General features: G+C 24.6%; 23 protein-coding genes, 1 other RNA gene and 1 pseudogene. 14 read left to right on the forward strand and 11 right to left on the reverse strand.

The window, feature by feature from the left end; all coding sequences use genetic code 11:
* Window positions 1-96: 96 nt before the first annotated feature.
* On the forward strand, window positions 97-1,368 hold the full coding sequence (folC, locus tag D9V66_RS00860) for a bifunctional tetrahydrofolate synthase/dihydrofolate synthase (protein WP_158365572.1): 1,272 nt from the start codon (window positions 97-99) through the stop codon (window positions 1,366-1,368).
* Window positions 1,369-1,909: 541 nt separating this feature from the next.
* On the opposite strand, the gene D9V66_RS00870 is transcribed toward folC, so the two are convergent.
* Both D9V66_RS00870 and ispE read right to left on the reverse strand, forming a co-directional pair.
* Window positions 1,910-2,857 (reverse strand): ribose-phosphate pyrophosphokinase, encoded by a 948-nt coding sequence (locus D9V66_RS00870; protein WP_158365574.1) that lies wholly within the window; start codon window positions 2,855-2,857, stop codon window positions 1,910-1,912.
* Between the two features lie 109 nt (window positions 2,858-2,966).
* Window positions 2,967-3,842: a 4-(cytidine 5'-diphospho)-2-C-methyl-D-erythritol kinase gene (gene ispE, locus D9V66_RS00875; protein ID WP_158365575.1), complete on the reverse strand. Its 876-nt coding sequence runs from the start codon at window positions 3,840-3,842 to the stop codon at window positions 2,967-2,969.
* Between the two features lie 228 nt (window positions 3,843-4,070).
* Between ispE and prfA the strand changes: the two genes are divergently transcribed.
* From prfA to sirB1, 3 genes are all read left to right on the forward strand, one after another.
* A complete protein-coding gene (gene prfA, locus D9V66_RS00880) occupies window positions 4,071-5,156 on the forward strand; it encodes a peptide chain release factor 1 (RefSeq protein ID WP_158365576.1) in 1,086 nt (361 codons plus the stop codon).
* Window positions 5,153-5,986: a peptide chain release factor N(5)-glutamine methyltransferase gene (prmC, locus tag D9V66_RS00885; RefSeq protein ID WP_158365577.1), complete on the forward strand. Its 834-nt coding sequence runs from the start codon at window positions 5,153-5,155 to the stop codon at window positions 5,984-5,986. The genes prfA and prmC overlap by 4 nt, the downstream gene beginning before the upstream one ends.
* A 165-nt stretch (window positions 5,987-6,151) precedes the next feature.
* On the forward strand, window positions 6,152-6,961 hold the full coding sequence (gene sirB1, locus D9V66_RS00890) for an invasion regulator SirB1 (RefSeq protein WP_158365578.1): 810 nt from the start codon (window positions 6,152-6,154) through the stop codon (window positions 6,959-6,961).
* A 13-nt stretch (window positions 6,962-6,974) separates the two neighbouring features.
* Here the strand turns inward: sirB1 and nadE are convergent, their stop codons facing one another.
* Entirely contained in the window at window positions 6,975-7,781 is an 807-nt protein-coding gene (gene nadE / locus D9V66_RS00895; protein WP_158365579.1) for an ammonia-dependent NAD(+) synthetase, read from the reverse strand.
* 59 nt (window positions 7,782-7,840) lie between these two features.
* Between nadE and D9V66_RS00900 the strand changes: the two genes are divergently transcribed.
* Together D9V66_RS00900 and pta are read left to right on the forward strand one after the other, a co-directional pair.
* Window positions 7,841-9,100: an acetate kinase gene (locus tag D9V66_RS00900; protein WP_158365580.1), complete on the forward strand. Its 1,260-nt coding sequence runs from the start codon at window positions 7,841-7,843 to the stop codon at window positions 9,098-9,100.
* Between the two features lie 44 nt (window positions 9,101-9,144).
* Window positions 9,145-11,274: a phosphate acetyltransferase gene (pta, locus tag D9V66_RS00905; RefSeq protein ID WP_158365581.1), complete on the forward strand. Its 2,130-nt coding sequence runs from the start codon at window positions 9,145-9,147 to the stop codon at window positions 11,272-11,274.
* Between the two features lie 15 nt (window positions 11,275-11,289).
* Here pta and yfaE read toward each other — a convergent pair whose 3' ends face one another.
* The 4 genes from yfaE to gyrA form a co-directional block, all read right to left on the reverse strand.
* Window positions 11,290-11,553 carry a class I ribonucleotide reductase maintenance protein YfaE gene (yfaE, locus tag D9V66_RS00910; protein ID WP_158366026.1) on the reverse strand — a complete coding sequence of 88 codons (264 nt, stop codon included), beginning with the start codon at window positions 11,551-11,553 and terminating at the stop codon, window positions 11,290-11,292.
* A gap of 1 nt (window position 11,554) precedes the next feature.
* Window positions 11,555-12,685 (reverse strand): class Ia ribonucleoside-diphosphate reductase subunit beta, encoded by a 1,131-nt coding sequence (nrdB, locus tag D9V66_RS00915; RefSeq protein WP_158365582.1) that lies wholly within the window; start codon window positions 12,683-12,685, stop codon window positions 11,555-11,557.
* Window positions 12,686-12,756: 71 nt separating this feature from the next.
* Complete coding sequence (gene nrdA / locus D9V66_RS00920) at window positions 12,757-15,042, reverse strand: class 1a ribonucleoside-diphosphate reductase subunit alpha (RefSeq protein WP_158365583.1); 2,286 nt, start codon at window positions 15,040-15,042, stop codon at window positions 12,757-12,759.
* An 86-nt stretch (window positions 15,043-15,128) separates the two neighbouring features.
* Window positions 15,129-17,615, reverse strand: a complete 2,487-nt coding sequence (gene gyrA, locus D9V66_RS00925; protein WP_158365584.1) for a DNA topoisomerase (ATP-hydrolyzing) subunit A — start codon at window positions 17,613-17,615, stop codon at window positions 15,129-15,131.
* 274 nt (window positions 17,616-17,889) lie between these two features.
* On the opposite strand from gyrA, the gene D9V66_RS00930 reads away from it, so the two are divergent.
* A complete protein-coding gene (locus D9V66_RS00930; RefSeq protein ID WP_158365585.1) occupies window positions 17,890-18,624 on the forward strand; it encodes a DUF2076 domain-containing protein in 735 nt (244 codons plus the stop codon).
* Window positions 18,625-18,711: 87 nt separating this feature from the next.
* Here D9V66_RS00930 and D9V66_RS00935 read toward each other — a convergent pair whose 3' ends face one another.
* Entirely contained in the window at window positions 18,712-19,305 is a 594-nt protein-coding gene (locus tag D9V66_RS00935) for a redoxin domain-containing protein (protein ID WP_158365586.1), read from the reverse strand.
* 108 nt (window positions 19,306-19,413) lie between these two features.
* Here D9V66_RS00935 and ung point away from each other — a divergent pair.
* Window positions 19,414-20,072: pseudogene (gene ung, locus D9V66_RS00940) on the forward strand (uracil-DNA glycosylase).
* 83 nt (window positions 20,073-20,155) lie between these two features.
* Here ung and grpE read toward each other — a convergent pair.
* Window positions 20,156-20,692 (reverse strand): nucleotide exchange factor GrpE, encoded by a 537-nt coding sequence (gene grpE / locus D9V66_RS00945; RefSeq protein ID WP_158365588.1) that lies wholly within the window; start codon window positions 20,690-20,692, stop codon window positions 20,156-20,158.
* Between the two features lie 119 nt (window positions 20,693-20,811).
* On the opposite strand from grpE, the gene nadK reads away from it, so the two are divergent.
* Both nadK and bamE read left to right on the forward strand, forming a co-directional pair.
* Window positions 20,812-21,684, forward strand: a complete 873-nt coding sequence (nadK, locus tag D9V66_RS00950) for an NAD(+) kinase (RefSeq protein WP_158365589.1) — start codon at window positions 20,812-20,814, stop codon at window positions 21,682-21,684.
* Between the two features lie 68 nt (window positions 21,685-21,752).
* Window positions 21,753-22,067: an outer membrane protein assembly factor BamE gene (bamE, locus tag D9V66_RS00955; protein ID WP_158365590.1), complete on the forward strand. Its 315-nt coding sequence runs from the start codon at window positions 21,753-21,755 to the stop codon at window positions 22,065-22,067.
* Window positions 22,068-22,092: 25 nt separating this feature from the next.
* Here the strand turns inward: bamE and ssrA are convergent.
* Window positions 22,093-22,462: a transfer-messenger RNA gene (ssrA, locus tag D9V66_RS00960) on the reverse strand.
* A 115-nt stretch (window positions 22,463-22,577) separates the two neighbouring features.
* On the opposite strand from ssrA, the gene grxD reads away from it, so the two are divergent.
* The gene (grxD, locus tag D9V66_RS00965; protein WP_158365591.1) at window positions 22,578-22,904 is read left to right on the forward strand and encodes a Grx4 family monothiol glutaredoxin; all 327 of its coding nucleotides are present in this window, start codon (window positions 22,578-22,580) and stop codon (window positions 22,902-22,904) included.
* 121 nt (window positions 22,905-23,025) lie between these two features.
* Here the strand turns inward: grxD and rnt are convergent, their stop codons facing one another.
* Complete coding sequence (rnt, locus tag D9V66_RS00970; protein WP_158365592.1) at window positions 23,026-23,697, reverse strand: ribonuclease T; 672 nt, start codon at window positions 23,695-23,697, stop codon at window positions 23,026-23,028.
* Window positions 23,698-24,014: 317 nt separating this feature from the next.
* Between rnt and D9V66_RS00975 the strand changes: the two genes are divergently transcribed.
* The 3 genes from D9V66_RS00975 to ychF all read left to right on the forward strand — a co-directional run bounded on the left by D9V66_RS00975 (window position 24,015) and on the right by ychF (window position 26,420).
* Window positions 24,015-24,626: a Fe-Mn family superoxide dismutase gene (locus D9V66_RS00975; protein ID WP_158365593.1), complete on the forward strand. Its 612-nt coding sequence runs from the start codon at window positions 24,015-24,017 to the stop codon at window positions 24,624-24,626.
* A gap of 129 nt (window positions 24,627-24,755) precedes the next feature.
* Window positions 24,756-25,289 carry an aminoacyl-tRNA hydrolase gene (pth, locus tag D9V66_RS00980; protein ID WP_158366028.1) on the forward strand — a complete coding sequence of 178 codons (534 nt, stop codon included), beginning with the start codon at window positions 24,756-24,758 and terminating at the stop codon, window positions 25,287-25,289.
* Window positions 25,290-25,331: 42 nt separating this feature from the next.
* Window positions 25,332-26,420, forward strand: a complete 1,089-nt coding sequence (gene ychF / locus D9V66_RS00985) for a redox-regulated ATPase YchF (RefSeq protein WP_158365594.1) — start codon at window positions 25,332-25,334, stop codon at window positions 26,418-26,420.
* The last annotated feature ends 69 nt before the right edge of the window (window positions 26,421-26,489 follow it).

A 26,489-nucleotide genomic window follows, 5' to 3' on the forward strand; every position in this document is an offset into this window, starting at 1 on the left:
TTTACATTATAAAAAAATTTTATGTTTTTATGATATATGTAAATTGTTATAAAAAATACAAGTCTTCTTTTATATAAAACAAATAAAAATAATAATATGATTATTAAAAACAACACCTTATCTATATGGTTAAAATATTTAGAACAATTTGATAAGAAAGTAAGAAATCTTTACGAATTAAAATCTATAGCAAAAAGATTAGATCTTTTGAGTTTTAAAACGTTTATTTTTACTGTTGCAGGTACTAATGGGAAAGGTACAACTTGCGCAATGTTAGAAGGAATATTTTTAAATGCAGGTTATCAAGTTGGACTATATACTTCTCCTCATTTAATAAGCTATTTAGAAAGAGTTAGAATTAATGGGTGTTTTCTAACTGAAGAAGAACATATATCTTCCTTTAAGAAGATAGAATTTGCAAGAAAAAAAACTATTTTGACTTATTTTGAATTTATTACACTTTCATCATTAATTTTATTTAAAAAACATTCTTTAGATATTCTAATACTAGAAGTAGGACTAGGAGGAAGATTAGATGCTACTAATATTATAGATTCTAATTTATCTATAATTACTAATATAGGAATAGATCATACAAATATTTTAGGAAAAAATCGTTCAAGTATTGCACGTGAAAAATCTGGTATTTTTAGAAAAAACAAAATTTCTGTAATTGGAGAAAAAAACATCCCAGACTCCATGAATCAAATAGCGCAAGAAAAAAACGCAATATTAAAAAAAATTAATATAGATTGGTTTTGGAAAAAAAATAATTATAGTTGGAGTTTTATTCATTCAGATGTTCAGTTTTTTGATTTACCTATAACTCAAATACCTCTTTCTAACGCTGCTATTGCATTATCGGCACTATACTATTCAGGTTTTAAGATTAGTGAAAAAATTATAAGAAAATCTCTTTTAACTATTAATTTACCAGGTAGATTTCAAGTTATTTCTTCTTTTCCTAATATTATTCTTGATGTAGCTCATAATCCAGATGCAGCTTTATATTTATCAAAAAAAATTGATGAAATTCCTTTAAAAGGAAAAATATATGCAATAATAGGTATGTTTCGCGATAAAGATATTTCAGGCATTGTTTGTCCTTTAAAGAATAAAATTCATTATTGGTATGCAGCACCTTTGAGGAATGTTCGAACTGCTACTATAAATGAATTAAAAAAAGCATTACCTAAAAATAATACATTTTTCTCAGATAGTATTGATACATGTTATAAGGAATTATATAAAATAGTAAAAAAAGAAGATACTATTTTAGTTTTTGGGTCTTTTCTTGCTGTTGCAGAATTTATTTTTTCGAAAAATATAGACAAAAAAATAGGTTTACAAAATGTATGTTTTTTATAGATTATATTATTATATTTACTCTTTTACTTTCTTTTTTGCTTGGATTAATACGTGGTTTTTATAAAGAATTTTTATCTTCTTTTTTTTGGTTTTTTAATTTTTATTTTTTAAATAATTATTATTATTTTAGTTCTTTTTATGAAAATGCTTTACAGGATATTTTTCTTTCAAAAAAAAGTTTAATATTTATGTTAATAATTTTTTTTTTGTTGTTAAAAAACTATTAAATTGTTTTTTAAAGAATATAATTAAAAAAATTGATTTTTTTTATTTTAATATTATTTTAGGAGGTTTTTTTGGAGTTTTTCGTGGTGTAATATTCGTGTTTTTTTTTCTTTTTATTTTTAAAAATCTTAGTATTTCTATTTATAACGATTACATGAAAACTTCTATTTTTATTTTTGTTTTTTTTGATATTATTAATGATTTTTTAGAATTATTTAATAGTTTTTAAAACTAAGCACATTATTTATAATAAAAAAATTATAGTGTGCTTAGTATTACATATATTTAAAGATCTTTAAAAAACACAATAAAATTTTTAATGTTCAAACATTGCTGAAATAGATTCTTCGTTACTAATCCTTCTTATAGCTTCGGCTAACATACCTGATAAAGTTAGTGTACGTACATTAGGTAGTAATTCAATATTTTTTGACAATGGTATTGTATCGCACACTACAACTTCATCAATAACAGAGTTTTTTAAGTTAGTAAAGGCATTTCCAGAAAAGATAGGATGAGTAGCATATGCAAAAACTCTTTTAGCTCCTCTTTCTTTAAGAGCCTCTGCAGCTTTACATAAAGTTCCTCCTGTATCTATCATATCATCTACCAAAATACAATCACGATTTGCTACATCACCAATAATATGCATAATTTGAGAAACATTAGCACGAGGTCTTCTTTTATCTATGATTGCCATGTCAGTATCATAAAGTAATTTAGCAATTGCTCTGGCTCTCACTACTCCACCAATATCAGGTGAAACTACAATTGGATTTTTTAATTCTCTTTGAAGCATGTCTTCTAGAAGAATTAAACTACCAAACACATTATCAACAGGTACATCAAAAAAACCTTGTATTTGTTCTGCATGAAGATCTACCGTTAGTACGCGATCTACTCCAATACTAGATAGAAAATCAGCTACTACTTTTGCTGTTATGGGGACTCGTGCTGATCTTACTCGACGATCTTGACGAGCATATCCGAAATATGGTATTACTGCAGTAATTCTACCAGCTGAAGCTCTTCTTAAAGCATCTACCATCACAACCAGTTCCATTATATTATCATTGGTAGGTGAACAAGTAGATTGAATGATAAAGACATCTCCGCCTCTTACATTTTCATTTATTTGAACACTAATTTCGCCATCACTAAATCGACCTACAGAAGCGTTTCCTAAATTAATATACAGTCGATTGGCAATAAACTTTGCTAGTTTGGGAATAGAATTTCCTGCAAAAAGTTTCATATCGGGCATAAAAAACCTTATTTCTCTATGTGATATTTTCAGTTAATTGTATTTTTTGTTTTTTTGTCAAATTTTAAAAAAATTTGATGTATAAATTCGTATAAAAATTTTTTCTTAATTAAAAAAACATATCTTTTCTTTTGTAAACAATACTATGCAATGGTGAAATATTAACACTTTTTGTTATAAATCCTCGCATATTTTTAGGTAACAAGGAAAAAACTTTTTCAGCGTCTTTTTTATTATTAAATTCAGAAAAAACACAAGATCCAGTACCTGTTATTCTTGAAGGTGCATATGTAGACAACGTTACAATTAATTTTTTTATTGTAATAAATTGTCTTTTTAATATATTTTCAAAATCATTTCTAAAATCTGATTTTAATAATGTTTTGATAGATTTTTTAGGGGATTTTACTATTAAATAAGGGCTTGAAAATATATTTTTTGTTAATATCCGTATGTTAGGATATACAATTAAATACCATTTTTCTTCTTGTCTAATTGGATATAAAATTTCTCCTATTCCCTCACCAATAGATGTTTTTCCCATAATAAAAAAAGGTACATCGGCTCCTATTTCGAGACCGAATAAAGCAAGTTCTTTTAGCGTAAATTGTGTATTCCATAATTTATTTAAAACAACTAAAGTAGTTGCTGCATTAGAAGAACCACCTCCTAATCCACTACCGATTGGTATTATTTTATTTAAAAAAATTTTAGCTCCTAAATTGTAAGACTTTATTTTTTTATATAGTAATGCTTTTTCTTTTAATAATTCAGCAGCATTGATAATAGTATTTTGTATGTTAATAAGAGATTTTTTTTTGGTAAATAATTTAATTTTACCTGTTTTATTAGGAATAATTTTCAATGTATCACTGTAATTGAGAAATTGAAACAATGTTTGTATATAATGATATCCATCTAAACGTCTACCAGTTACGTATAAAAAAAGATTGATTTTTGCAGGAGATGGCCATGTATAAATCATTTTTTTATTTTTCTACTTATTAAAGTATATTCAAATTGGTTTTTATTAAAATTACAATGAAAATATTAAAAATGATATACTAATTTAGTAATGTAGATATTTTAATTTTTTAATGTTTATAAATTATTAAATAAAAAATATATTTTTATATATAAAATATATTAATAATTACATAACATAAATATTAATTAATTTTTTTTTAAAATATTTTAATAAATGGAAAACATTATGAATAATTCTATTTTAAATAAATTAAAATCTTTACGAAATCGTTATCAAGAAATTGAAATTTTACTTACTCAAAAAAATATTATATCAAATCGAGATAAGTTAAAGAGTCTATCTCAAGAGTATTTAAAACTTTCTGAAATTGTGAAATGTTTTATAGAATGGGAAAAATTAGAAACTGATATTAAAAATGTTCATTCTTTATTTAACGATATAGAAATACAAAATTTAGTAGAAGAAGAACTCTTTTTATTTGATAAAAGAAAGAAAGTCTTAGAGAAAAAAATTAACGAATTATTAATTCCTGAAGATCCTAATGATAAACACAGTTGTTTCATTGAAATAAGAGCTGCAACAGGTGGTGATGAATCTTCAATTTTTGCTGGTGAACTATTTAGAATGTATACTAGATATGCTGAATCTTGTTTATGGAAAGTAGAAATCATGAGTACTAGTGAAAGCGAAAAAGGAGGATTTAAAGAAGTAATTGCAAAAATTACAGGAAAAGGAGCTTGTGGTCGTTTAAAATTTGAATCCGGTGGTCATCGTGTTCAAAGAGTACCAGAGACAGAATCACAAGGTAGAATTCATACCTCTACTTGTACTGTTGCTATTATGCCAGTGCAACCAAACACTAAAATCGAAGAAATTAATCCTTCTGACTTAAAAATTGATACTTTTCGTTCTTCTGGAGCTGGAGGACAACATGTGAATACTACTGATTCTGCTATTCGAATTACTCATATTCCTACTGGTCATGTAGTAGAATGTCAAGATGAACGATCACAACATAAAAATAAGGCAAAAGCATTGTCTATTTTATCAGCTCGGGTACATGCAGAAAAAGTAGAAAAAACTCATCAAGAAAATGCTTACATGAGACGACTTTTATTAGGTAGTGGAGAAAGATCAGATAGAAACAGAACATATAATTTTCCTCAAAATAGAATTACAGATCATAGAATTAATCTTACCATATATAAATTAAACGAAGTATTACAAGGAAAATTAGAATTTCTTATTGAACCAATAATTCAAGAATATCAAGCGGATATACTTTCTTCTTTATCTAAAAGTACATTATGAACATTAAAAATTGGTTGAAAAAATCGATTAAAATATTATCTTATCTTGATAATCCTAAATATGAATCTGAGTTTTTACTAAGTTATGTTTCAGGTTATCCTCGTAGTTTTATTTTAACTTCTGATAAAATAAAATTAAGTCAAAAACAATATAAACATTTAAATTCTTTGATTTATCGTAGATCTTTAGGAGAACCTATGGCATATATAACAAAAGAAAAAGAATTCTGGTCTTTATCTTTGTATGTCTCATATGATACTCTTATTCCAAGACCTGATACAGAAGTTTTGGTTGAACAAGTAATATCTAGAATAACACAAAAATCTGCCTCAATTCTTGATTTAGGTACTGGATCTGGAGCTATTGCTTTAGCTTTAGCAAGTACTTGTTCTTCTTGGAATATTATTGGTATTGATAAATCAAATAAAGCTCTTGAAATAGCTCGAATGAATGCACTTAAATTGAATTTAAGAAATGTTTATTTTTTTTTTAGTGATTGGTTTTCACATATAAATAAAAAGTTTAATATTATTGTAAGTAATCCACCATATATCAGCATAAAAGAATTAAAATTTTTAAAAAAAGACATTTTTTTTGAGCCTTTTGATGCTCTTATATCAAAAAATAATGGACTATCAGATATTGAAAATATTATAAAAAAAGCAAGTAATTACCTTTTTTCTGAAGGTTGGTTGTTAATAGAACATGGATGGAGGCAAAAATTGAAAGTACAAAGTTTGTTTAAAAAATATAATTTTTTTAATATTAAATCTTATAAAGATTATGGAGGTAATGATCGTGTTACAATTGGTCAAAAATATAATAAATAAATATGTTACAGTTTTTTTAGATGTTTTTTTAAAAGTGAAAAAATACTATCTTTATAATAATAAAAAACAATATTATACATTATTAAAAAATATATATATAATTGTATAATAACTTATAAAATTTAAATTTTTAATTTTTTTAAAAATATTACGATTATTAAAAATATGAAATCTCTTTCTAACATTGATTTTTCTAAATTATCACTTTTTGAATCTATTATTACTGCTTCTCAAATTATTCGAGAAGACTTTCCTACAAATTCTGTTATATCTGAATTAAAAATTAGAATAAAAGAAGCTGAAGCTTATATTTCATCTGAATGCAAACCAAATAGAAAATTAGAAAAATTATTAGAATTATTTTACAATCATTGGAACTTTGGTGGTGCTAGTGGTATTTATAAACTTTCAGATACACTTTGGATTGACAATGTACTAAAAACACGTCAAGGTACCGCAGTGTCTTTAGGAATTTTATTATTGCATATTGCACAAGAATTAAAATTACCTTTAAATCCTGTTATATTTCCTACTCAACTTATTTTAAGAGCAGATTGGATTAACAAAAAAAAATGGCTAATTAACCCTTTTAATGGTGATATGTTAGATCAACATACATTAGAAGTTTGGCTAAAAGGTAATATCAGTCCTACAGCAGAATTATATGAAAATGATTTATATAAAGCTGAATCCATAAGTGTTATTCGTAAAATGTTAGATACATTAAAATCTGCTTTAATGGAAGAAAAAAAAATGGAGTTAGCATTAAATGTGACTAATTTACTATTAAAAATTGATCCCAATGATCCATATGAAATCCGTGATAGAGGATTGATATATGCACAATTAGAATGTAATCATGTTGCTTTGACTGATTTAATTTATTTTGTAGAACATTGCCCCGAAGATCCAATTAGTGAAATTATCAAAGTCCAAATTCATTCTATTGAACAAAAAAAAATTATATTACATTAAATGTTTTATTTTTTTATAATGAAATTGGTTTATTTCTTTTATGAAAGGTTCTTAAATATAAATTTTCAATAATTTTTTTACTATAAGAATCTATTTTTTTTCCTTCTAAATAAGAATCAATTTCATTATATGTTACACCTAAAACAGATTCATCTTCTCTCTGTGGGTTTTCATCTTCAAGATCTGCTGTTGGTTTTTTTAAATATAGGTGACTAGGACATCCTAGTATTTTTAATAAAGATTTACCTTGTCGTTTATTTAATGTAGCAATGAGATTAATATCTGTTCCATTGTCTCCATGTTTTGTAAAAAAACCACTAATAATTTCTGATGCATTTCCTGTTCCTACTACAAGACCATTTTTTACAGCAGCAACACTATACTGTACTTTCATTCTTTCTCTTGATTTTTCATTTCCTTTTATATGATCTGAAATAATAATACCAGATTTTTTTAATGATTTTTCAGAGCTTAAAACTGCATTTTTTATGTTTATATTAAATACTTGATCTGGACGTATAAAATTAATTGCATCTTTGCAATCTTTTTCATCTTTTTGAATACCGTATGGTAATCGTAATGCAATTAATTGATAGTTGATATCCTTTGTTTCATTTCTTAATTCTTCAACAGTTATTTGACATAGTTTCCCAGTTAATGTAGAGTCTTGTCCTCCACTAATAGCAATTATTAAAGATTTTAAATAAAGATTATTAAGCAAATATTTTTTTAAAAAATTAATACGATGTTTGATTTCTATTTCTGGTATAATTACTGATTTTACTTTTAATAGATTGATAATTTTTTTTTGAAGATTCATATTATTTTCCTAATTTCATAGGTATAAAAAATTAATTATATTGTTATTAATTTAAATTAATGAATTTTTGTCTGAACAAAATATCATCGTATTATAAAAAATGGATAAAAAAATTGAAAAATTTGATTTTTGTATTAAACTGTGGCAGTTCTTCTGTAAAATTTGCAATATTAAATCCTGATAATGAAAAGACATATTTATCTGGTTTAGTAGAACGTTTGTTTTTGCCAGATACATATATTACATGGAAATTTTTAGGAACAAAACATAAAAAAATATTAGGTTCAAATATTAATCATAAATTTGCTTTAGATTTTGTTATAGAACAGGTATTATTAAAACAAAAAGATATTTTGAAAAATTTAATTGGAATAGGACATAGAGTAGTTCATGGAGGAATTAAAATTAAAGAATCTATGTTAATTAATGACACAGTGATTAAATATATTCAAGATGCTATTTCGTTTGCTCCATTACATAATCCAGCAAATTTAATCGGAATTAAAGTAATTATAGAAAAATATCCAATTTTATCAAAAAAAAATGTAGCAGTTTTTGATACATCCTTTTATAAGGATATGCCTAAAACTTCTTTTTTATATGCAATTCCTTATGATTTTTATAAAAAACATGGTATTAGACGTTACGGTGCTCATGGCATTAGTCATCATTATATTGCTCGTAAAATTTGTATTATTTTAAATAAAAATTTTAATTCTTTAAATATTATAAGTTGTCATTTAGGCAATGGGTCTTCAATTTCAGCTATTTGTAATGGTGTATGCGTAGATACTTCTATGGGTTTGACTCCTTTAGAAGGATTAGTAATGGGGACAAGAAGTGGAGATATAGATCCTTCTATTATTTTTTTTATGAATAAAAAACTTCATATAAAGTTTGATGAAATTGAAAGTATATTAACTAAAAAATCAGGTTTATTAGGTTTAAGCGGAATAAGTAGTGATTTTCGTTATTTTGAAAAAAATTATAATTTAAAAAAAGAAGCCAAAAGATCTGTAGATGTTTTTTGTCATCGATTAGCTAAATACATTTCTGCTTATACAACTTTAATGGAAAATCGTTTAGATGCTGTTATTTTTACTGGAGGTATTGGAGAAAATGTGCCTTTAATTAGAGAATTAACGTTATCTAGATTATCTCTTTTAGGTTTTAGAATTAATTTAAAACTTAATTTATCTACTAAAGGAGGTAAATCTGGATTAATTACTGAATTGAATTCTCCTCCAGTATTTGTTATTTCAACAAATGAAGAATTATTAATAGCTCAAGAAACTATGAATTTAATTAATCAAAAATAACTATTTTTTTATGAATTTCTGTTTATGTATCATGTAGGATGATTATGTCACGTATTATAATGTTAATTCCTTTAGATGAAGATGTTGGTTTAAGTTCTATTAGTATAAGTATAATTTATTTTTTTAATAAAAAGATATTTAAAAACAATTCTCAAAAATCTATATTATATTTTTCTTGTTCAAATAACTTACAAAATGATACATCTTTTATTATTAGTAAATATTTTTCAAAATTTGTGCATATATTAAATGGTAAAGATTTTTCTAAGAAATTTTTTTATTCTTCTGATTATTTTTCTTTACTAAATACAACAATTGAAGATATTTATTATAAAAAATCTTTATATGAATTAGTTTTAATTGAAGGATTAAATAATAATGTAAATATTTATTCTCAAGAAATGAATTATGATATTTCTCAAAATTTAAGTGCAGAAGTGATTTTTTTAGTAAATTTAAAAAATAATTCTTTAGAAAGTTTAAAAGAAAAAGAAAAAAAAATAGAATTAATCATAAAAAAAAAGAAATTTAAGAATGTTTTAGGAGTGATTTTTAATAAAATTAATTCCCCTTTTATTGAAAAAAAAATCAATTTTATTAAAAAATTAAAAATTTTAAAAAATATCAAAGAAAATCAAAAAGAATTAGAAAATAAGAAAGAAATATTTACAAATACGTTAGTTCCAACTATAGCTTGTATACCTTGGAATAAAAACATTAAAAAAACATATATAATACATATTTACAATTTTTTAGATATTCCATTTCTTAATTCATTAAAAACAAAAAATTCTATTGTAGAAGAAGTAGTTATATTTGATGAAAGTTGTAACAATATGACAAAAAAAGATTATTTTAATACTCTTATAATAGTTTCTTACAGTCGTATAGATACGTTTATAGATATGTTCAGTTTGACTTTTAATAGTAATAAAATTGTTGGTATTATATTGACAGGAGTATCAATATCTGAAAAGAATATTATTCTTTTATGTAATATTTTAATTAAAAAAAATATTCATATTGCTTTTACAAAAAAAAATACTATTGATGTTTTATCTCAATTACAGAATTTTAATTTTAATATTAGTTTAAAAGACAAAACTCATATTAAGAAACTACAAAAATACATTTCTTATTTTTTTATTTATTCTTCTATAATAATTCCAAAAAAACAAAATAATTATCATATGACATATTCTCCTAAAGAATTTTTTTGTTATTTAAAATATTTGTCAAGAAAATATAAGAAACGTATTATTTTACCAGAGTCATATGAAATTAGGATATTAAAAGCTGCTTCTATATGTCAAAAAAATAATATTGCACAATGTGTATTATTAGGAGATAAAAGAAAAATTCATAATATAGCAAATGAAAACGGTATTAATTTAGATAAAAACATTGAAATAATTAATCCTATTTTGATAAGAGATAAATATATTTCTCGTTTTTTAGAACTTAGAAAGAACAAAGGTCTAAATAAAAATTTTGCAAAGAAAATATTAGAAGAAAATATCGTTTTAGCTACTTTAATACTTGAAGGAAATGAAGTAGATGGATTGGTATCTGGATCAGTAAACACTACAGCTAATACTATACTTCCAGCACTTCAATTAATTAAAACTAATGCTCATACTTCATTAGTTTCATCTATTTTTTTCATGTTATTACCAAACAAAGTGTTAATTTATGCTGATTGTGCTGTTAATATTAATCCAACTGCAGAAGAACTAGCCGAAATTGCTATTCAATCTTCTTATTCTTTAAAAATATTTGGAGTAGAACCACGTATAGCTATGCTATCTTATTCTACTGGTTATTCTGGACATGGATGTGAAGTAGAAAAAGTAAGAAAAGCTACTTCTATTATTAAAAATAGACACCCTGATTTAATTGTAGATGGTCCTATTCAGTACGATGCGAGTGTTTCGAAAACCGTTTTTCAATTAAAATCTCCTAATTCACCAATTAAAGGATCTGCAAATATATTTGTTTTTCCTGATTTAAATTCTGGTAATATAGCTTACAAAGCAGTTCAACGAACTGCAAATATAGTTTCTATTGGTCCTATATTACAAGGATTAAAAAAACCAGTAAATGATTTATCCCGTGGAGCTTCAGTAGAAGATATAATTTATACTATTGCGTTGACAGCAATTCAATCTGTATAAATTATATAATGTTTTTTAAATGTTAATTACAATGTGTCCATTTGGTTGACAGCAACAGGGAAAAATGTCTTTTTTCGTCAATAAAGCAGCTATGGGCTGTTTTATTGAATAGATTATATGCCCCTTTATTAATTCAATACGACATACTCCGCAGTAACCAGATCGGCATTGATATTCTACCCTAATATTATTTAATTCTAAAATAGATAATAATGAGGTATTTTTTTTGTATGAAATTTTTGTTTTGATGTTTATTATTTCAATAATAGAATAAGTCATTTTATAATTTAAATTTTTTAAATTCATTATCAGACACTTCTGAATCAATTTGTCCAACTAAATATGAACTAATTTCTGTTTCTTGAGGTGCATTTTGTATGTGATCAGAATTTAACCAAGAATTAATCCAAGGAATGGGATTAGATTTTTTTTTAAAAAGCATTTTAAAACCTATAGCATGCATGCGAATATTAGTAATATATTCTACATATTGACAAATTATGTCTTTATTTAATCCAAGCATTGAACCGTTTTGAAATAAATATTCAGCCCATTTTTTTTCTTGTTCAGATGCTGATATAAATATATTTATAGCTTCTTCTTGACATTCTGCAATAATATCTTCCATTTCTTCATCGTTGTTTATATTATTTAAAATATTTAAAATATGTTGAGTTCCTGTTAAATGTAAAGCTTCATCTCGTGCTATTAATCGTATAATTTTTGCATTTCCTTCCATTAATTCTCTTTCTGCAAATGCGAATGAACATGCAAAACTAACATAAAATCTAATTGCTTCTAAAACGTTTACACTTATTAAACATAGATATAATTTTTTTTTTAATAAATTCAAAGTAATTTTAATTTTTTTTCCATTAACTAAATGCATTCCTTCACCTAGTAAATGCCAATAACTAGTGATTTTTATTAATTCATCATAGTATATAGAAATGTTTTGTGCTCTATCATTAATGTGTTTATTTGAAATAATATCATCGAATATTAAAGATGGAGAATTAACAATATTTCTAATTATATGTGTATAAGAACGTGAATGAATAGTTTCTGAAAAAGACCAGGTTTCAATCCATGTTTCTAATTCAGGAATAGAAATAATAGGCAAAAAAGCTATGTTAGGACTTCTGCCTTGTATAGAGTCAAGTAATGTTTGGTATTTCAAATTACTAATAAAAATATGTTTTTCGTGATCAGGTAAATTTTGAAAATCTATTCTATCTCGAGAAAGATCTATTTCTTCTGGCCTCCAAAAAAATGATAATTGTTTTTCAATCAGTTTCTCAAAAATATTATATTTTTGCTGATCGTATCTAGCAATATTTACAGATTGTCCAAAGAACATAGGTTCTTTAAGTTGATTATTTTTTTTTTGTGAAAAAATTGTATAAGACATATTTTTTATACCTAATTATTAATTTTATCGTTTTAGCGAAATATGTTTTTAGTATTTATAAATTTTTGCATTTATATAATACATGAACCACTTTCACAAATATTTTCGTTTATAGATTCGGACATAATATTTTGATCATCTTCAGAACCATCACGAACATTTTGATAATATAATGTTTTTAAACCCAGTTTATAAGATAAAAGTAAATCATAAAGAAGTTGTTTCATAGGAATTTTATCATTTAAAAATCTTTTTGGATCATAATGAGTATTTACAGAAATAGATTGATCAATAAATTTTTGCATAATACCAGCTAATTGCAAATATCCAACATTATTTGGTATATCCCAAAGTAGTTCGTATTGTGATTTTAACTTTTTATAATCAGGAACTACTTGACGTAATATTCCGTCTTTTGATACTTTAATACTAACAAATCCTCTTGGTGGTTCAATGCCATTAGTTGCATTAGATATTTGAGAAGACGTTTCTGAAGGCATTAAAGCAGATAGTGTTGAATTTCTTAAACCATATTTTTTTATTTTATTACGTAATAAATTCCAATCTAGATGAAGAGGTTCATTGCATATTTCATCAAGATATTTTTTATATGTATCAATAGGTAGTTTTCCTAAATAATAATTAGTTTGATTAAATAAAGAACAGGCTCCTTTTTCTTTAGCTAATTCGCATGATGCTTCTAATAAATAATATTGTATTGCTTCAAAAGTTTTATGTGTTAAGTTTTTTGCACTGCCATCTGAATAGCGTACTTTGTTTTTGGCTAAATAATATGCAAAATTAATGACTCCAATACCTAAAGAACGTCTAGAAATAGATGATTTCTTTGCTGCTGGTATAGGATAATATTGATATTCTAATATCTCATCAAGAGCACGTACAGATAATATAGATAATTCTTTAAATTCATTAAGATTATTAATCTTTCCCAAATTAAATGCTGATAATGTACACAGTGCAATTTCTCCATTTTTATCATATATGTCATGTAAAGATTTAGTTGGCAATGTAATTTCTAAACATAAATTAGATTGTTTTATTGGAGATAATTTTGGATTAAATGGACTATGTGAATTACAATGATCTACATGTTGTATATAAATACGTCCAGTAGAAGTTCTTTCTTGCATTATCAAAGAAAACAAATCTAATGCTTTAATGCTTTTTTTTCTTATATTTTTATTTTTTTCATATTTTGTATATATTTTTTCAAATTTTTCTTGATCGGAAAAAAATGTTTCGTACAATTGAGGTACATCAGAGGGGCTAAATAATGTAATTTTTTCCCCTGATAACATTCTTTCATACATTAATTTATTAATCTGAACTGCATAGTCAACATGACGCACTCTATTTTCTTCAATACCTCTATTATTTTTTAAAACTAATAAACTTTCAACTTCTAAATGCCAGATTGGATAAAAAATAGTTGCAGCTCCACCTCTTACTCCTCCTTGAGAACAAGATTTCACTGCACTTTGAAAATACTTATAAAATGGAATACAACCAGTATGATATGCTTCTCCATTTCTAATAGGACTTCCTATTGCACGAATTTTACCAGCATTAATACCAATACCTGCACGTTGAGAAACATATTTTACGATAGAACTAGTTGTTGCATTTATAGAATCAAGATTATCATCGCATTCAATTAAAACACAAGAACTAAACTGACGAGTTGGCGTTCTTACACCAGACATAATAGGAGTTGGCAATGAAATCTTAAAAGTTGAAATTGCATTGTAGAAACGCTGAACGTAATTCATTCGAGTGTTTTTTGGATATGCAGAAAATAAACATGCAGAAATTAAAATATATAAAAATTGGGCGCTTTCATATATTTGTCCGGTAGTACGATTTTGTATTAAATATTTACCTTCTAATTGTTTTACAGCAGCATATGAAAAATTCATATCTCGCCAATGATCAATAAAAGAGTTCATCTTTAAATATTCTTCATAAGAATAATTTTTTAATAAACTTTGATCATATTTTCCTAAAGAAACCATTTTTTTTACATGTTCATATAACATAGGGGGTTCAAATTTACCATAAGCTTTTTTTCTAAGATGAAAAATAGCTAGTCTTGCAGACATATATTGATAATCTGGTGTATCTTGTGAAATTAAATCAGCTGCAGCTTTAATAATAGTTTCATGAATATTAACGGTGGTAATATTATTATAAAATTGAATTCGAGAACGTAATTCCACTTGAGAAACAGATACATTATCTAATCCTTCAGCAGCCCAATTTAATACTTTATGAATTTTATCTAAATTTATTTTTTCTTTATTTCCGTTGCGTTTCGTAACAAAAAGACTATTTTCCATATTGATTTTGACTTATTATAAAAGAATGTAAAAGATGTATTTTTTCTAAAATCTTGTATTTATAATATTTAAGTAAATATATTTTTTTATATAGATTCCACAATTTTTTGTAAAGCAACAACTTTTTCATTTTTTGATGTTCTTATTAAAATTACTCCTTGTGTATTTCTTCCTAATATACCTACTTCAGATACTCGTATTCTAACTAGTGTTCCTGCATCAGTAATCATCATCATTTGATTTTTTTCTAAAACTTGTATTGCTCCAATAATTTTTCCATTTCTTTTTGTTATTTTTATTGAAATAACACCTTGAGTAGCACGTGATTTTATTGGAAAATCAGTAATTTTTGTACGTTTTCCATAACCGTTTTCTGTTGCTATTAAAATACTACCTTTATTTTTTGGGACAATCAGAGAAACTACTTTATCATTTTTTTTAATCTTAATACCTTTTACTCCTGATGCTGTTCTTCCCATAGTTCTAACACTATTTTCTAAAAATTGAACCACTTTTCCATTTTGCGTAAATAACATAATGTTATTGTTACCATCAGTTAAAGAAACTCCGATTAGTTCATCGTTAGAATGTAAGTTAATTGCGATAATGCCTGAAAATCTAGGTTTTTTAAATTGACTTAAGGCACTTTTTTTAACTATTCCATTAGCAGTAGCCATAAAAATATTAAGATTATCTTTATATTCATGTACTGGTAATATAGCTGTAATTCTTTCTTTTGCATTTAAAGGTAATAAGTTTACTATAGGTTTTCCCTTTGCATGTCTGCTAGATTCTGGTAATTGATAAACTTTTATTGAATATAAAATACCTCTACTAGAAAAACATAATATAGTATCGTGTGTGTTTGCTATTACTAAACTTTCTATAAAATCTTCTTCTTTTATTTTTACAGCAGATTTACCTTTCCCACCACGTCTTTGAGCATTATAATCAGAAACAGGTTGATATTTTACGTATCCTGAATGAGATAGTGTGACTACAACATCTTCTTGATTAATTAAATCTTCAATTTGTATATCAGTATGATTTTCAATGATTTGTGTGCGTCTTTTATCACCAAAATTTTTTTGTATTAATAATAATTCTTCTTTAATCACAGACAACATACGATTTTTGTTTTGAATTATATTTTTTAATTCTTCAGTTTTTTTTATCAAATCATTGTGCTCTGTGATAATTTTATTTCTTTCTAGGCTCGTTAGTTTGTGTAAACGCAAATCTAAAATAGCTTGCACTTGTTTTTCACTAAAAAAATATTTTTTATTTTTCTGATACCTAGTAATAGAAGAGTTTATTTCTTCAGATATCCATTTTTTTTCCATCATTAAATTTTTTGCATCTATTGAATTACCTGATTTTTTTATTATATTAATAATCAAATTAATATTGATTAAAGCAATATTTAAACCTTCTAAAATATGAATACGATTACGTGCTTTATTTAACTCAAAGAGACTACGTCGCATAATTACTTCTTGTCTATGAGATAAAAAATTTTTTAAGATTTCTTTTAAAGATAAAGTTTTTGGTTGTCCTTGACATAAAGCAACCATATTAATTCCAAAAGAAATTTGTAATTGAGTTAAAGAGTATAATTGATTTAAAATTATTTCAGACATAGCTTCTCTTTTTATTTCAATAACGATTCTCATTCCATCTTTATCTGATTCGTCACGTAAAGCAGTAATACCATCAATTCTTTTATTTTTTACTAATTCTGCTATTTTTTCAATTAAACGTGACTTATTTACTTGATAAGGTATTTCATTAAATATGATAGATTCTTTTTTATTTTTTTTATTTTTTTCAATTATATTACAAGCTCGAATATAAATTTTACCTTTACCTGTAAGATAAGCCTCTTCAATACCCAATTTTCCATTAATTATGCCACCTGTTGGAAAATCTGGTCCTGGAATGTATTTTATTAATTCTTGTGGAGTAATATTGTTATTATTTATATATGCTAAACATCCATTAATGACTTCATGTAAATTATGAGGAGGAATATTTGTTGCCATACCTACAGCAATACCTGATGAACCGTTTATTAAAAGATTAGGTATTCTTGCAGGAAGAATTTCTGGTATATGTTCTGTTCCGTCATAATTTGGTATAAATTCAACAGTATTTTTTTCCAAATCATTTAATAGTTCATGAGCTATTTTAGACATACGAACTTCTGTGTATCTCATTGCTGCTGCTGAATCTCCATCCACAGAACCAAAATTTCCTTGACCATCTATAAGCATATAACGTAATGAAAATTTTTGAGCCATTCGAACTATTGCATCATATACAGCTGAATCTCCATGAGGATGGTACTTTCCTATAACATCACCTACAATTCGAGCAGATTTTTTATATGTTTTATTCCAATCGTTATTTAATACATACATTGCAAAAAGTATTCTTCGATGAACTGGTTTTAAACCATCTCTAACATCAGGTAGAGCTCGGCCAACTATTACAGACATAGCATAGTCTAAGTAAGAGCTTTCTAACTCTTCTTCAATGTTAACCTGTATGATTTCTCGTGCAGGATCTTTCATAAAACTATTATCTCTTTTGTATTAAAATAATCAAATTAAGTAGAAAAGTATAACATAATTAATCTATTAGATGCATCGAAAGAACAGCATTCTTAATTGATAAAAGAATTTTATAAAATCAACTTTTTTGTAATAAAAAATTTTTTTATATTGTGTATTTGAAATGAAAGTATTAATATAAAAAAATAATTACAATTTTTTTGTTTAAAAATATTAATAATTAATTGTATATTATATAATAGTTTATTAATTTGACTTTAAAACGAGATTTTATATGAAAGATGAAGAAAAAAATTTAATAGAAAATTTGTTTCATCGTTTAAAAAATACTGAACTAAATTCTTTTGAAAGAGATAATTCAGCTGACGAATTAATTCAAAAATTAGTAAAAAAACAACCATCTTCTTCTTATTATATGGCTCAAACAATATTAATTCAGGAAACAGCCATAAAAAAAATGAGTGTAAAAATTGAAGAATTAAAAAAACGAATTAAAAGTTTAAAAGAAGAATCTAATACAAAACCAAGTTTCTTATCAAATTTTTTTAAAAAAAACGCTACTTCTCAAACATTATCTCATGATAATAACTTATGGAAAAACAACGATAATCATTTACAATCTCATTATTCTAACCCAATGATGTCTTCTCCCTCAGCTCAATCAATACCTACAGTTTCAGGTAGCAGAAATAACAGTTTTCTTAGTAATGCTTTACAAACAGCTACAGGTGTTGCTGGTGGTATGATTTTAGGGAATATGTTGATGAATGTTTTTAATCATTCTAAACCAGAAGAAGAAGTGTTTGATGCTATTAATAACAATAATAACATGACGTCTTTGCAACATCATGAAGATGAAAACAAATTAGATGCTAATCATAATAATTTAGTAAATTATGAAAAAAATGAAAACGAATTAGATGAACATGCATCAAATTTAGACGTTTTACATGATAATTCTGAAATAGATTATGAAAGCATTGATCATGAGGATGATAATTTTCTTTAATTAGTAGATTAGAAATATTTTTTATAAATAAAAAATCAAAAAAAATAAAGCCAGCATAAAGTAGTTTTTTTGCTGACTTTAATTTTTTTAACAGTTTTTACTTAAATATTCAGAAACTCCTTCTAAAGAAGGTTTCATTGCATCTTTACCCTTTTCCCAGTTAGCAGGGCATACTTCTCCATATTTATTGTGAAAATTTATAGCATCAACCATTCGTATCATTTCTTTAATATTTCTTCCAAATGGAAGATCATTAACAACTTGATGACGTACAATCCAATTCGAATCAATTAAAAACGAGGCTCTTAATGCCACACCGAGAACTGAGTGCTCAATGCCATAAGATTTTTGGATATTACGTTTTATATCAGAAACCATAGGAAAATTTATTTTTCCAATTCCACCATTTTTAGGTAATGTATTTTTCCATGCTTGATGAACAAAAACACTATCAATTGAAACACCAACAATTTTTGTATTTCTTGTTTTAAAATCTAGATAACTTTTATTAAATTCTATTATTTCAGAAGGACATACAAAAGTAAAATCCATAGGCCAAAAAAATAATATTATTGATTGTCCATCAGAATATTTTTTAAGATCAAAGTCTTCAATAATTTTATTGTTTTCTAAAATTGCTGGAGCTATAAAATTCGGTGCATTTTGTGTTACTAAAACCATTTTTTTTCCTATAATTTTTTTATTGTATTGAATGAGAAAAATATATTTTTTAAAAAATCAATAACTATTTTTTAAAATTTATTAAAGATGGATAAACTAAAAATGAATATAAACTTATCTTGGAAAGATGTGTTATCTCAAGAAAAAAAAAATATTTTATTAATATAATTAAATTTCTTAAAAAAGAACGTTTAAAAAAAATAATTTATCCTAAACAAAAAGATATTTTTAACGCTTTTTTATTGACTGATTTTGCTAAAATTAAAGTTGTTATTCTTGGACAAGATCCATATTTTTGTCATAATCAAGCACATGGTTTATCGTTTTCTGTTCCTTATAATTGTACTATACCACCTTCTTTAAAGAATATATATAAAGAGTTAAATAGTGATTTTAAAAAAAAACATATATTTAATCATGGATGTCTTGAAAATTGGGCTAATCAAGGTGTATTTTTGTTAAATACAAGTTTAACAGTTGAATCAAAAAAACCAAAATCACATAGTAATATAGGTTGGGATATTTTTACTGATAAAGTTATTTCAGTAATTAGTTTGTATAAAAATTCTATTGTTTTTTTACTTTGGGGACATGATGCGCAAAAAAAAATAAATTTAATTAATATTAAAAACCATTATATTTTAAAAGCGTCTCATCCTTCTCCATTATCAGCATATAGAGGTTTTTTTGGTTGTAAACATTTTTCTTCAACTAATAAAATATTAATTAAAAATAATAAAGCACCAATTAATTGGTTTATGATTTAAAAATAGAAAAAATTTTAAAAATTTTTTCTATTTTTACAAAAAATAAAATGTTTCCTAATTGTAATTCTGTAAATATAAAAACATTAGTCTTTAGAAACTATTACTTTTGCTTTTCTTAATAGTGATTTTTCTAAAGTAAATCCCTTTTCATTAACAGAGATAATATGATTAGGAGGTATTTTTGTAGATGATTCTATTGAAACGGCCTCATGAATATCAGAATTAAAAAGTTCTTTTTCTTGACCTTCAATTTTTACACCTAACTTAGATAAAATATTTAATAAAGATTTTAATGTTAATTGAATTCCTTCTACCAAGGGTTCATTTTTAGAATGGAACTTATTAGATATTTTTAAAATATCTTCAAGAGAATCTATCATTGGAATGATTTTTTTTAAAAATTGTTCAGTTTTTATTTTTTTTATGATATTTTTTTTTTCTTCTGAGCTTTTTTTTATATTTTCTATATTTGCTAATTTTCGTAATTCAATATCATTTATTTTTTTTTTATTTTCAGATATTTGTAATTTTAAGTTGTTAATTTTTTTATTTGTATCTTCTATATTTTTCTCTTTTTGTTCTATTTTTTTATCGTTTATCTTTTTTTCTTTGTTATCCATAAATTTACCAAATTCAATTTGATTAAAGATTAATTTATTATAATGTTTATAATTAATCTTTCAAGGTTCTTGATTGTTATAATATAATATACATTATTTTTATTAGGAATTTTTATGTAATGAAACAACATTTCACTTGTATTGGTATTGTTGGATATCCACGTTATGCGAGTGCATTAATAACACATAAGATACTTTATAAGTGGTTGGTAAAGAATGGTTATAAAGTTTTTATTGAAGATAATGTTGCTAGAGCATTAAAATTAAATAATGCTAAAACAGCTACATTAATAGAAATTGGTCAATCTTGCGATTTAGCAATTATTATAGGAGGCGATGGAAATTTGTTGTGTGCAGCACGTGTTTTATCACTTTATAATATTAAAATTATTGGAATTAATCGAGGTAACTTAGGTTTTCTTACAGATTTAAACCCTGATACTGGATTGCAGAAATTATCAGAAGTATTGTCTGGACATTATTTATTAGAAAATCGGTTTTTATTAGATGCACAAATTTGTAAAAAAAAAATTATTTCTAGATCTAGTATAGCGATAAACGAAGTAGTTTTACATACAAAACATTTAGCTCATATGATTGAATTTGAAGTTTATATCGATGATAAATTTTCTTTTGCTCAACGTGCAGATGGACTAATTGTTTCAACACCTACTGGTTCTACTGGTTATTCATTATCAGCAGGTGGACCCATTGTAGCCACCGATGCTATTGTTGTAGTGCCCATGTTTCCGCATACTTTGTCATCTCGTCCTTTGGTAATTCATAGCAATAGTATTATCTGTTTAAAATTTTCTAATAGAGAAACGAACTTAAAAATCAGTTGTGATAGTCAAATTGTTTTAACTATTAAAAAAGGTGAATGTGTATTTATTCGTCGAAGTGGCTATTATTTGAATCTTATTCATCCTACAAGTTACAATTATTTTGAAACTTTAACATCTAAACTTAATTGGTCTAAAAAATTTTTTTGAAATAAAAAAATCATTTTTTCAAAAAACATTATTTATTTTTATATACTAAACTATAGTAGGATATCATAATGAATAATTTTAGAAAAATACTATTAATAGTTATTTTTTTTTCTAGTTGTTCTTTTGTGGATAGAAAACAATATCATTCTAATGATATTCAAAAAACATGTTTCAATCAAAATTATTTAAATATAAACTATATTGGCATGACTAGAGAAAAAATAATTTATATTTTTGGTATGCCAATTATTTCCGATTCTTTTCAGGATGTCTATCATTATTGTTTCTATGATAGAAAAGATAAAAATTTTTTTCAGAAAAAATTATTAAATTTATATTTTCAAAATAATAAAGTAATAAGTTTTAATATTAATGATTTGTAATAAATTTTTTTATAAAATATGACTTTTGGAGCTGGCGGGATTTGAACCCGCGTCCAAAATTTCTACGAGAATAAAGTACTACATGCTTAGTTTTTTATTTTTTAAATTCGTTGCCTAATTTGAAAAAACACATTTTAGGCACATAGCCTGAAAAGTTATTACGTGATAATTATCAAGCTTAATATTCACGTTTTTCTCTTTTTTTTGACCTTTCTGTGATCCTCGTCTTAAGAGAAAAAGCTGAGCAGAAAGGGCTTTATACAGTTTTTTAAGCTGCTAAAGCGTAGTTTTGTTTATTGTTTGCAGATATTTTTTTACGGCTTTTATCGAGGCAAACCGTTCCTCGGCATGCACTTTATTTTGTGGATAATTTTGTCAAATCCAAAAACAGCCCCTTATTTTTTTCACATTATTACAAAAAAATATAAATTTGTCTATTAATTATTTAAAAGTGTTTTTTAAAATTATTTAATCTGATAATTTTATATCAATTTTAAAAATAGGAATAATATGAATATCATTCAAAAAATAGAGAAACAAATTAAAGATAATATTATTATAATTTACATGAAAGGAACTCCTCAATTTCCTAGCTGTGGATTTTCTGCACAAGCGGTACAAGCTTTATCATCTTGTGGGGAAAAATTTGCTTACGTAGATGTTTTGGAAAATATAGATATTAGAAACGAATTACCAAAATATGCAAATTGGCCAACTTTTCCCCAGCTATGGGTTGATGGTGAACTGATTGGAGGATGTAGTATCATACTTGATATGTTAGAAAATGGTACTCTAAAAAAACTAATATCAAATACAATGAAAAAATATAAAAAATGATGTTGTAAAATTCATTAGAAAGAAACACTAATTTTTAAAAATATATATATGACATTACATAAAGAATATTAAATTATTAATCTTTATTGATAATGTCATATTTTTTTTATACATCCCTTTTTTAAAAACATATAAGTATGCCTTTATTTTTTTTTTTTATTTGGTTTAAGGGCCATCCACCTAAACGTTTCCAACGATTAACTAATTCACAAAAAAGATTAGCGGTTTGAAGTGTATCATAAAGAGCAGAATGTGCTTGATTATTATCGAATGTTAAACCAATAGCTTTACATGCTTTAGCTAAAACTGTTTGACCTACTACTAAACCACTTAATGCTGCAGTATCAAAGGTAACAAATGGATGAAAAGGATTATTTTTTATCTTTGCTCTTTGAATTGCTGCCATTAAAAAATTATGATCAAAATGAGCATTATGTGCAACAACAATTCCTTTACTACATCCTTGTATTTTTATTCCTTTATGTACCATATTAAATATTGATTCAATAGCTATTTTTTCACTAATAGCACCACGTAGTGGATTAAAAGGATCAATTTTGTTAAAGGCTATTGCATCAGAATTTATTATAGAACCTTTAAATGGTTCTATATGAAAATGTAATGTATCTTCTTTATGCAACCATCCTAATTTGTCCATTTTTAATGTTATTATAGCAATTTCTAATAATGCATCAGTTTTAGCGTTAAATCCTGCAGTTTCAATATCCATAACAACAGGATAAAAAGTACGAAATCGATCGCTTAATAAATTGAATTCTTGAGTTGTAGACATCAAAATCTCATTTTTTTTAAAACACTTTGTGTTTAATAATAATGGTGAATTTTTATTTTTTTCCATTTAATATATTTAAAATGTTAAAAATTGATATATAAAAATATATTAAAAAAGTTTTATTTAAAATTTTAAAATAAAAAATATTTTTTATATTTTTTTTAATTTTAGTTTTGGATACTATTTAAATATGTATTATGATTGTTATTAATAATTTAACAAGTGTACTATAATTTTTAAAAATATTTAAATATTAAATGAATTTAATCTTTTTTAAAAAATTTTATTATTTTATTTTAATTATATAAGGAAATAAAATGAGTTACGTTCTTCCTGATTTACCTTATTCATATAATAGTTTAGAACCTTTTTTTGATGAAAAAACTATGAAAATTCATCATACTAAACATCATCAAAATTATATTAATAATACTAATTCTATTTTAAAGAATACAACTTTCTCTTCCCTATCTATTGATGAATTAATTTCTATTTTTAATGAAATTGATTTAGAAAAAAAGAATGCGTTAAAAAATAATGCTGGAGGACATATAAATCATAGTTTCTTTTGGAAAAGTTTAAAACCTGGAACAGTCTTAACAGATAATTTAAGAATAGAAATAGAAAAACAATTTGATACTATTGATTGTTTTAAACAGAAATTTGAAGAAGTAGCAATTAATCATTTTGGATCTGGTTGGGTATGGTTAGTAAATCAAAACGGTATTTTATCTATAGTATCAACTACTAATCAAGATAATCCTTTAATGGGTCAATTAATATCTAATACTTATGGTTATCCTATTATTGGTTTAGACGTATGGGAACATGCTTATTATTTAAAATATCAAAATAGACGATTAGACTATGTTAAAGCTTTTTGGAATGTTGTTAATTGGGAAGAGGCATCTGATCGTCTGCAAAAATAATTTCTTAATTGTATTATTTTAGTAAGTGCTAAATATTTTTTATGTATTTTTAAAAACATATAATAAATATATTATATGTTTTTAATATGTTTTATAAAAATTCAAGGATATTTTTTGAATATTATCAAAATGATAGTAGGATTATCTAATCCAAAAACACAATATCATAAAACACGTCATAATGTAGGTTCTTGGTTTGTTTATTATTTGGCTAAACGTTATTTAAAACTTTTTAAAAAAGATAAAAAATTTTTTGGTTTTACTTCTTTTTTTAATATAAAGTCGAATTGTATTCGATTATTAGTTCCAAATATATTTATGAATTTAAACGGTAAATCGGTATTCGAAATGGCTTCTTTTTATAATATAAATTTAAGTGAAATATTAATTATTCATGACGATTTAGAACTTAAACCAGGAGTTGCAAAATTAAAGTATAGTTATGGACATAATGGGCACAATGGTTTAAGAGATGTTATTAGTACATTTAACAAGAAAACTGATTTTTATCGATTTAGAATTGGTATTGGTCGTCCAATTAATAAACATGAAATTTCTTCTTTTGTATTATCCAATCCAAATAAAATAGAAGAAGTTTTAATTAAAAAATCTATTTTACATGCTATAGAAGAAACTATTAACTTATTAACTTTAAGATGTTAATTTTACAGAGATGTTTTCTATCTTTTTCAAGGCGTATAAAAAATGGGTTTTAAATGTGGTATTATAGGACTACCTAATGTTGGTAAATCTACTTTGTTTAATGTTTTAACAAAAGGAAATTCAGCAGTTGCTAATTTTCCATTTTGTACTATTAAACCGAATATAGGAGTTGTCTCGGTTTTTGATCAACGTCTCAATAGTCTTGCTGAAATTGTTTCTTCAAAAAAAATAATAAATGCATCTATCGAATTTATAGATATTGCTGGTTTAGTAAAAGGTGCATCTAAAGGAGAAGGTTTAGGTAATCAATTTTTAAATAATATACGAGAAACAAATTCTATAGCTCATGTTGTTCGTTGTTTTAAAAATAATAATATCACTCATATTTATAATGACATTCATCCTAAAAGAGATATAGATATTATTAATACTGAACTGGTATTATCAGATTTTGAAATTTGTGAAAAAGCTTTGTTAAAGTTAAAAAAGAAAATAATATCAAAAAATAAAAATATAGAAAAAAAAATAAATGTTTTAGAAAAATGTCTTAAACATTTAACAGAATTTTTAATGTTAAAGACTCTTAATTTAAATTTAGATGAAAAAATACATATTAGCGATTTACGTCTTTTAACTTTGAAGCCAACAATGTACATTGCAAATATTAATGAAGAAAAAGAATCTTTATTGTTTTTAAATGAAGTATATAAGATAGCTAAAAAAGAAAACGCTCCAGTTATTCCAATTTCTGCAAATTTAGAATTAGATATAATTGATATGAATATGATAGAACAAAAATCTTTTATGAAAGCTTTTAATATAAAAAGTTTGGGTTTGAATAATATTATTAAAGAAGGCTATAAATTATTAAATTTGATAACCTTTTTTACTGTTGGTATAAAAGAAACTCGTGCTTGGCCTATTCTTGATGGTAGCACTAGTCTTCAAGCTGCTCATAAGATACATAGTGATTTTAGTAAAGGTTTTATTAGAGTTCAAGTTATTAAATACAGTGATTTTATAAAATATAAAAATGAAGCAAAAATTAAAGAAATTGGAAAATTTAGAACGGAAGGAAAGAACTATAAAATAGAAGACGGTGATATTGTACATTTTTTATTTAATGTTTAAAAAAATAATTGATATTTAATATTTTATGTAATATTTTTTAGAGAGGAAAAAATATTTATCCTCTCTAAT

Origin of the sequence: Buchnera aphidicola (Brevicoryne brassicae), from assembly GCF_005082825.1 — a bacterium.
GTDB classification, from domain to species: domain Bacteria; phylum Pseudomonadota; class Gammaproteobacteria; order Enterobacterales; family Enterobacteriaceae; genus Buchnera; species Buchnera aphidicola_AK.